This is a genomic window from Cryobacterium sp. MLB-32 (assembly GCF_000738085.1).
GTDB lineage: Bacteria > Actinomycetota > Actinomycetes > Actinomycetales > Microbacteriaceae > Cryobacterium.
This window is the reverse complement of the sequence record NZ_JPRS01000118.1, coordinates 1-8,353: the sequence shown is the minus strand read 5'-3', so window position 1 is coordinate 8,353 and position 8,353 is coordinate 1. Positions and strand designations below refer to the sequence as shown.

Genomic DNA, 8,353 nt, shown 5'->3' with positions numbered 1-8,353 from the left:
GGAACCAGCCCGCCTCCTGAGCCCGGGCGATAAAACCGGAGAAGAACGACAGAAGCACCCAGAAGATGATCGAGCCGATGACCGGTCCGAGGATCGTGGCCGCGCCGCCGAGGAGGAGAATCGCGTAGATGAAGAACGTGAGTGTCGTCATGTAGTTCGACGGCACGACCGCTCGTGGCAGGGCGAAGATCATGCCCGCGATGGTTCCGTAGACGCCACCGAGAATGAGCGACTGCATCTTGTAGGCGTACACGTTCTTGCCGAGGGCGCGCACGGCATCCTCGTCTTCACGAATGCCCTTGATGACACGGCCCCAGGGGCTGCGCATGATGCTCCAGGTGAGCAGGCAGGCGAGGATGACGATCGACCACGCGACGATCCGCAGCCACCAGTCGTACTCGTTGTTGGTGAACGGGCCGAAACCGTAGGTGCCCGGTGGAATCGGGTTGAGCGCCGCGAACTCGTTCTTGTACCCGCTGAGCCCGTTGGCGGAACCGGTAACCGCCGCGAACGTGTTCGTGGTGAACAACAGCCGCACGATCTCCGCCGCCGCAATGGTCACAATGGCCAGGTAGTCCGCTCGGAGGCGCAGGGTAGGAATACCCAGGATGAGAGCGAAGACAATGGATGCCCCCACGCCCACCAGGAACGCCCCCCAGACCGGGAAGCCGAAGGTGAGGATGGAGATGGCATACCCGTAGGCGCCCAGCGCCATGAAACCGGCCTGGCCGAAGTTGAGCAGGCCGGTGTAGCCGAAGTGGATCGCGAGCCCGAGCGCCGCAAGGGCGTAGGCCGCGGTGGTCGGGCTGATGAGCTCGACGGCTGCGTTGCTAAAGATTGAACCCCAGTCGATCATGGTCGTCCCTAGCCAATTCTCTCTTTGCGACCCATGATGCCTTGCGGCCGAAGCAGCAGGACCAGGATCAAAATGACAAGTGCGCCGACGTACTTCATGTCGGACGGAAGCCACAGCGTTGACAGTTCAACGAAGAGGCCGACGATGATCGAACCGATCAGGGCGCCGAAGGCGGTACCGAGGCCACCGAGGGTGACGGCCGCGAACACCAGCAGAAGCATCTGGAAGCCCATGTCCCAACTGACGCCGGGCCGGAAGTAGGCCCAGAGCACGCCGCTGAGGCCGGCGAGTGCGCCACCCATCACCCAGACGATGCGGATCACGTTGTCCACGTCGATGCCACTTGCCGAGGCGAGGCTGGGGTTGTCGGAGACGGCGCGGGTCGCCTTGCCGATGCGCGTGCGCAGCAGGAAGTAGGCGACGGCCAGCAGGACCACGATGCTGATGCCCATGCTGGCAAGGTCGATCGGCGACAGCGAAATCGGGCCGAAGTGCAACTTGGCCATGCCTGCCCCGGGAAGCTGCATTGTGCTGCCGCCGAAGAAGTACTGGTACAGGTAGCGCAGGGCCAGAGATAACCCGATGCTCACGATCATCAGCGGCACGAGCGCCACGCCCTTGCGGCGCAGCGGTTTCCAAATCACCGCATCGAGGCTGTAGCCCAGCGCGGCGCTGAGTGCGATCGCGATGATAATGGCGAGCCAGACCGGAAGCCCGAAGTTCACGCCGAACACGAGCGTCATCAGGCGCCGAACGTGATCATCTCCGCGTGGGCGAAGTTGCTCAGTCCCGTGGTGCCGAAGATCAGCGAGAGTCCGATGGCGGCCAGGGCCAGCAGAAGCCCGAAGTTCAGTCCGTTGACCAAGCGCTCAACGAACTGATTGAAGAAGCTCACGGTGACCCGCTCGCCCTGTCCCAGGAAGAAGTTGACCGATTTGGTCTTGGTGAGGCCGAATTCGGCCTCGATAACGTTTCCACCCTTCGCCACGATGACGCCGCTCGGCAGGGTTTCTTCGTCGAGGGTGACCGTGTAGGTGCCCTTGTCCGGGACGCCGATCGCCCACTTGCCTTCGGCATCCGTGTTGACGTCGGCGGTGTAGCCGCCGCCCTTCACGCTGATGTTCACACCATCGAGGGGATCACCGCCGAATTGCACGTTGCCGGAGATCTTGTAGTCGTACTCGGTCCCCACCTCGTCTGCATGGGCCGGACTCGACGAGAGTGTGGACAGGCTGAGGGCCGCGAAAAGCATACCGAAGAGAATGATGATCATCCTCGGTACGCGTTTGCGAGCCGGAGCTATGGGCTTCACTGGACCTCCATGTTGACGCCGACTGGTTTGTAACCGGGCAGGCGCCGGGTCTTACGGTCAACACCGTTGTCGACAGTACGTGCCGATTATGTCCTATATGTTTCGAACTTCATCACCGGCACCCTGATTTTATCGTCCTTAGCGCACCTGGCGGAATGGATGGGCCCCAAACTCGCTTAACATTGGAGAAACCAGTCCGGCCCGTTGCAGCGCTCGGACACTGTTTTTCTCTATGTGTCAATACGATTTAAGGGGTTATATGGATCAGCCAGATCCGTTCGGATTCATCGGGCTTACCTACGACGACGTTCTGCTCCTGCCGGGCCACACCGACGTCATTCCCAGTGAAGCAGTGACGATGTCCCGGCTGACGAGACGTATCAGCGTGGCGACACCGCTGTTGTCCAGTGCCATGGACACCGTCACCGAGACCCGCATGGCCATCGCCATGGCTCGCGAGGGCGGCCTCGGCATCCTGCACCGCAACCTGTCGATCGGCGACCAGGCCGAGCAGGTCGACCTCGTCAAACGCAGTGAATCCGGCATGATTACCAATCCGGTAACAACTTCTCCTGATGCCACCGTGGCCGAGGTCGACGCACTGTGCGGCCAGTTCCGGGTGAGCGGCCTGCCCGTCATCGACGGTGAGGGCGTTCTCGTCGGCATCATCACCAACCGCGACATGCGCTTCGTGCCCAAGGCCGACAAGCGCACCACGCGGGTGCGCGATGTGATGACCACCTCCACGCTCATCACGGGCAAGGTCGGCATGCCGCCGGAAGACGCGCTCGCCATCTTCGCCAAGCACAAGATCGAGAAGCTCCCGCTGGTGGATGCCGCCGGCAAGCTCACCGGACTCATCACGGTGAAGGACTTCGACAAGAGCGAGGAGTACCCCCTCGCCACCAAGGACGATAACGGCCGCCTGCGTGTGGGCGCCGCGATCGGTTTCTTCGGAGACGCGTGGCAGCGCGCAACCGCTCTGCTCGAGGCCGGCGTCGATGTGCTCGTCGTCGACACAGCCAACGGTGACAGCGCCGGCGTGCTGGACGTCATCCGTCGCCTGAAGAGCGACAAGGCGTTTGCGGATGTCGACGTGATCGGCGGCAACGTCGCCACCCGCTCCGGCGCCCAGGCTCTCATCGACGCCGGAGCGGACGCCATCAAGGTGGGCGTCGGACCGGGCTCGATCTGCACCACGCGTATCGTCGCCGGTGTGGGCGTGCCCCAGATCACCGCCGTCTATCAGGCTTCGCTCGCGGCCCGTGAAACCGGTGTGCCGGTTATCGCCGATGGTGGACTGCAGTACTCCGGTGACATCGCGAAGGCCCTCGTGGCCGGCGCCGACACCGTGATGCTCGGCTCGCTGCTGGCCGGCTGTGACGAGAGCCCCGGCGACCTCGTCTTCGTCAACGGCAAGCAGTTCAAGGCTTACCGTGGCATGGGATCGCTTGGTGCCCTGCAGACGCGCGGCTCGAAGACCTCGTACTCCAAGGACCGCTACTTTCAGTCCGACGTTCCCACGGATGACAAACTCATCCCGGAAGGCATCGAGGGTCAGGTTCCCTACCGCGGTTCACTTTCTGCCGTGGCGTACCAGCTCATCGGCGGCCTGCGTCAGTCCATGTTCTACGTGGGCGCGCGCACGATCGCCGAGCTTAAGGAGAAGGGCCAGTTCGTGCGGATCACGTCGGCCGGTCTGAAGGAGTCGCACCCGCACGACGTGCAGATCGTGGTGGAAGCCCCGAACTACCGCCGCTAGCATCGGGCGCCCCCTCGCATAACTCCTGCAGATTCTGGGCCAGCCACAATTCGGCCGCGGAATCACGCGGCCGTCCGGCCGAACCGTTCCGATTTGCAGGAGTTATGCTACGCACCGCGCCCATGGCGACAGGCAGCGGATGTCGCTGGGTGGGCCACGTCGGCGGCTGCACCTAAACTGGACAGGTGAGTATGGAAATCGAGATCGGCCGTTCCAAGCGCGCTCGCCGCGTGTACGCCTTCGACGACATCGCGGTGGTGCCCAGTCGGCGCACCCGCGACCCGGAAGACGTCTCCGTCTCCTGGTCGATCGACGCGTACCAATTCGCCATCCCGGTGCTGGCCGCCCCGATGGACTCCGTCGTGTCTCCCACGACCGCGATCATGATGGGCCAGCTCGGCGGCGTCGGTGTGCTCGACCTCGAAGGCCTCTGGACGCGCCACGATGACCCTGAGCCCCTCCTCGCGGAGATCCGCCGCCTGCCGGAGGCCAAGGCGACCGCCCGCCTCCAGGAGATGTACTCCGCCCCGATCAAGCCGGAGCTCGTCACTGCTCGGCTGGCCGAGATCCGCGCCGGGGGCGTCACCGTGGCCGGTGCGCTGTCCCCGCAGCGCACGCAGGAACTGTACGAAACCGTTGTCGCCGCCGGCGTCGACCTATTCGTCATCCGCGGCACCACGGTGTCCGCCGAGCACGTGTCCCAGAACCAGGAACCGCTCAACCTGAAGAAGTTCATCTATGAGCTCGACGTTCCCGTGATCGTGGGCGGCGCGGCAACGTACACGGCCGCCCTGCACCTCATGCGTACGGGGGCCGCCGGTGTGCTCGTGGGCTTCGGCGGGGGCGCCGCCTCCACCACCCGTGCCACGCTCGGAATCCACGCACCGATGGCCACCGCCGTCGCCGACGTCGCCGGCGCTCGTCGCGACTACATGGACGAGTCCGGTGGTCGCTATGTGCACGTCATCGCCGATGGTGGCCTCGGCACGTCCGGTGACATCGTCAAGGCCATCGCCTGCGGTGCCGATGCCGTGATGCTCGGTACGGCTCTTGCTCGCGCAACGGATGCTCCCGGTGGCGGATTCCACTGGGGCGCAGAGGCGCACCACCCCCAGCTTCCCCGTGGCAAGCGCGTCGAGGTCGGTACCGTGGCGCCGCTTGAGGAGATTCTCTACGGGCCGGCCCCCGCTGCCGACGGCACCGCCAACCTCGTGGGCGCCCTCAAACGCTCCATGGCGACCACCGGTTACTCCGACCTCAAGGAATTTCAGCGGGTCGAAGTGGTTGTCGCGCCGTACCCGGTGAAGTAGCGTCGGTAGTACAGACAGATCATAGTTAGAGACAGCTCAACGTTCCACCACTACCCGCAACGACGTCGTTGCAGCACGCCCCGCACGCACCTCTTCGGCTGAAAAGGAGTCGCACATGGCCTGGCAGAGTTCGGTACCGCGAAGTTCAGTGACGAGGTCCGCAAAGCTCGGACCGGAAGAGCGCGAGGCTGCGCTGGCCAAGCTGAAGGTCAAGGAACTCGATATTCTGGTTGTCGGGGGTGGCATCGTGGGGGCGGGCTGCGCGATGGATGCGGTTACCCGCGGCCTGAGCGTCGGCATTCTCGAGGCCAGGGACTGGGCGTCCGGCACGTCGAGCCGCTCGTCCAAGCTCGTGCACGGCGGCATCCGCTATCTTGAGCAGCTCGACTTCCGGCTGGTTCGCGAAGCGCTCACCGAACGCGGGCTGCTGTTGCAGCGCCTCGCGCCGCACCTCGTAAAGCCCGTTCGGTTTCTGTACCCGCTGAAGAAGCGGGTCACCGAGCGGTTCTATATCGGTGCGGGCATGCTGCTCTATGACGTGTTCTCCTACATGGGCGGGCGGCCGCCCGGGGTTCCCCACCACCGGCACCTGAGCAAAGGCCAGGTTCAGAAGCTGATGCCGAGCCTCGCCAACGACGCGCTCGTCGGCGGCATCACGTACTACGACGCACAGGTCGACGATGCCCGCTACGTCGCCTCTCTCGTGCGCACGGCATCGTTTTACGGAGCCCACGCGGCAAGCCGCGTTCGTGTCGAGGGCTTCATCAAGGTGGGGGAGCGTGTCGTGGGCGTGCACGCCCACGACCTGCAGACGGGTGAGCGCTTCGACGTTCGCGCCAAGCAGGTCGTGAACGCCACCGGCGTGTGGACCGATGACACGCAGCGGATGGTGGGGGAGCGCGGCACCTTCAAGGTGCGTGCCTCGAAGGGGGTGCACCTCCTCGTGCCCCGTGATCGGTTCCAATCGGCCATGGGCCTCCTGCTTCGCACGGAGAAAAGCGTGCTCTTCGTCATTCCGTGGGGCCGCCACTGGCTGATCGGCACGACCGACACCGACTGGCACCTCGACAAGGCGCACCCCGCGGCGACGGCCGCCGACATCGACTACATTTTGGAGCACGTCAACTCCGTGCTGAGCGTGCCACTCACCAGGGAAGACGTGGAGGGCGTTTACGCGGGGCTGCGACCCCTCCTCGCCGGCGAGAGCGATCAAACATCGAAGCTGTCCCGCGAGCATCTCGTCGGGCACTCGGTACCCGGGCTCGTCGTCATTGCCGGGGGCAAGTGGACCACGTACCGCATCATGGCCAAGGACGCGATCAATGCGGCGGTCGATGCGCTCGACGGCAAGATCCCGTCGTCGGCCACCCACGACATCCCGTTGCTCGGAGCCGAGGGCTACCAGGCCGCGTGGAATAAGCGCCGCAAGATCGCCCGGGCGTTCGGCCTGCACACGGTTCGGGTCGAGCACCTGCTGAATCGTTACGGCACCCTCACCGATGAGCTTCTCGACCTGATCAAGGCGGATGCCTCGCTCGCCGAGCCGCTCCCCGGTGCGGACGATTACATCGGCGCCGAGGTCGTGTACGCGGCCTCGCACGAGGGCGCGCTGCACCTGGAAGACGTGCTCGCGCGGCGCACGCGCATCTCGATCGAGGCGTGGGACCGGGGAGTCTCCGCCGCTCCCGTGGCCGCGCAGCTGATGGCCGGCGTTCTCGGCTGGGATGAGGCGCAGATCGAACGGGAGATCACGTTCTACCTCACCCGGGTCGCCGCGGAGCGGGCATCGCAGGAGCAGCCGGACGACGAATCGGCCGACCGGGTGCGCCTCGAGGCTCCCGACATCACCTCCGCCACTCAGTAGTCGGCCCGCGCCGGTATCGCGACGCGCTCTCGCTCCGGCGATTGCGCGCCGGGAGATCGGCGCGCGGCCGGGAGGTACGGGGAGGTGCAGCCGGGCGACCGGCGGGGCGAGCGGGCGACGGTCGGTCGGCTCACGGGGAGGCTCCCGTAGAATGGTCCCACCACCCTTTAACTGCAGGAGTTCTCACAATGGTTGATGTTCGGCGGGTCAAACTTCCTGGCGTCGGTGTGCTGCATACCTTCATCACAGACGACGGCGGCAAAGTCGGCGTCATCGCCCACCGCTCCGGTCACAGCGACCTGATCACGTTCGCCGACGACGAGGGCGGCCCCGACGCGGCCAAGGTATCCCTGCGCCTGAACGAAGACGAGGCGCACACCCTCGCCGAGCTGCTCGGCGGCACCCAGATCACCGAGTCGCTGACCGCCCTCGACCAGATCCCCGGCCTGAGCATCGACTGGTTCACCGTGGATTACGAAGACCACATCGCCGGCCAGCCGTTGGGCAACCCGGCCGATCGCGGCATCGCCGGTCTCACGGTGGTGGCTGTGGTGCGCGGGGAATCCGCGAACCCGGCACCGGCCGCCGACTTCAAGGTCTTCCCTGGAGACACCCTCGTCGTTGCCGGATCCCCCGAAAAGGTCGCCAAGGCCTTTGCCTTCTTCCGCACCGGAACGCTCAAGCCCAAAACCGTCAACGCGCCGCCAGGGGTCTAGCCAATGCACCTGGGCGAAGACCTCATCACTCTGGGCATTCTGCTGGTCGTTGCGTACGTGCTCGGTCGTCTGGGCAAACTCGTCGGGCTGCCTTCGATTCCGATTTACATGATCGTGGGCGTGCTGGCGAGCCCGAACAGTCATTTCTTCCCCCTCGATTTTCAGTCCGGCGACATCGAACTCATCGCGGTCTTCGGCCTGATACTGCTCCTCTTCAGCCTCGGCCTCGAGTTCGATCAAGAGGAGTTCTTCGGCAACGCCAAGACTCTGCTCATTTCGGGAGGCTCCTGGGTCCTCATCAACATGGGCGCCGGGTTCGCCTTTGGCATGCTCGTGGGCTGGGGCCCTCGTGAGGCTCTTGTCATCGCCGGTATGACCGGCACTTCGTCGAGTGCGATCATCACAAAACTTCTGATCGAACTGCGCCGTCTGGCCAACAAGGAAACGCCGATGATCCTCGGCGTCACGGTGGTCGGTGACATCTTCATCGCCATCTACCTCTCCATCGTCTCCGTGGTGCTCAGTGGCAAGAC

At 64.7% G+C, this 8,353-nt stretch carries 8 protein-coding genes; 5 read left to right on the top strand and 3 right to left on the bottom strand.

Annotation, left to right across the window (positions count from 1 at the left end; translation table 11 throughout):
* The 3 genes from JF66_RS12280 to JF66_RS25305 form a co-directional block, all read right to left on the bottom strand.
* The coding region (locus JF66_RS12280) for a branched-chain amino acid ABC transporter permease (RefSeq protein ID WP_081882358.1) at nucleotides 1-853 on the bottom strand (853 nt) is incomplete at its 3' end.
* Nucleotides 854-864: 11 nt separating this feature from the next.
* Nucleotides 865-1,599, bottom strand: coding sequence for a branched-chain amino acid ABC transporter permease (locus JF66_RS25310; RefSeq protein ID WP_369798008.1), 735 nt, complete (start codon nucleotides 1,597-1,599; stop codon nucleotides 865-867).
* Nucleotides 1,599-2,168, bottom strand: coding sequence for a hypothetical protein (locus JF66_RS25305; RefSeq protein ID WP_369798007.1), 570 nt, complete (start codon nucleotides 2,166-2,168; stop codon nucleotides 1,599-1,601). The genes JF66_RS25310 and JF66_RS25305 overlap by 1 nt, the downstream gene beginning before the upstream one ends.
* A gap of 259 nt (nucleotides 2,169-2,427) precedes the next feature.
* Here JF66_RS25305 and guaB point away from each other — a divergent pair, with 259 nt between their 5' ends.
* From guaB to JF66_RS12250, 5 genes are all read left to right on the top strand, one after another.
* Nucleotides 2,428-3,930: an IMP dehydrogenase gene (guaB, locus tag JF66_RS12270; protein WP_035878400.1), complete on the top strand. Its 1,503-nt coding sequence runs from the start codon at nucleotides 2,428-2,430 to the stop codon at nucleotides 3,928-3,930.
* 191 nt (nucleotides 3,931-4,121) lie between these two features.
* Entirely contained in the window at nucleotides 4,122-5,240 is a 1,119-nt protein-coding gene (locus tag JF66_RS12265; RefSeq protein WP_035878399.1) for a GuaB3 family IMP dehydrogenase-related protein, read from the top strand.
* Between the two features lie 115 nt (nucleotides 5,241-5,355).
* A complete protein-coding gene (locus tag JF66_RS12260) occupies nucleotides 5,356-7,104 on the top strand; it encodes a glycerol-3-phosphate dehydrogenase/oxidase (protein WP_051973483.1) in 1,749 nt (582 codons plus the stop codon).
* A 188-nt stretch (nucleotides 7,105-7,292) separates the two neighbouring features.
* The gene (locus JF66_RS12255) at nucleotides 7,293-7,820 is read left to right on the top strand and encodes a cation:proton antiporter regulatory subunit (RefSeq protein ID WP_035878395.1); all 528 of its coding nucleotides are present in this window, start codon (nucleotides 7,293-7,295) and stop codon (nucleotides 7,818-7,820) included.
* A 3-nt stretch (nucleotides 7,821-7,823) separates the two neighbouring features.
* Nucleotides 7,824-8,353, top strand: a 530-nt coding sequence (locus tag JF66_RS12250; RefSeq protein ID WP_035878389.1) for a cation:proton antiporter, incomplete at its 3' end; no start/stop codon positions are given.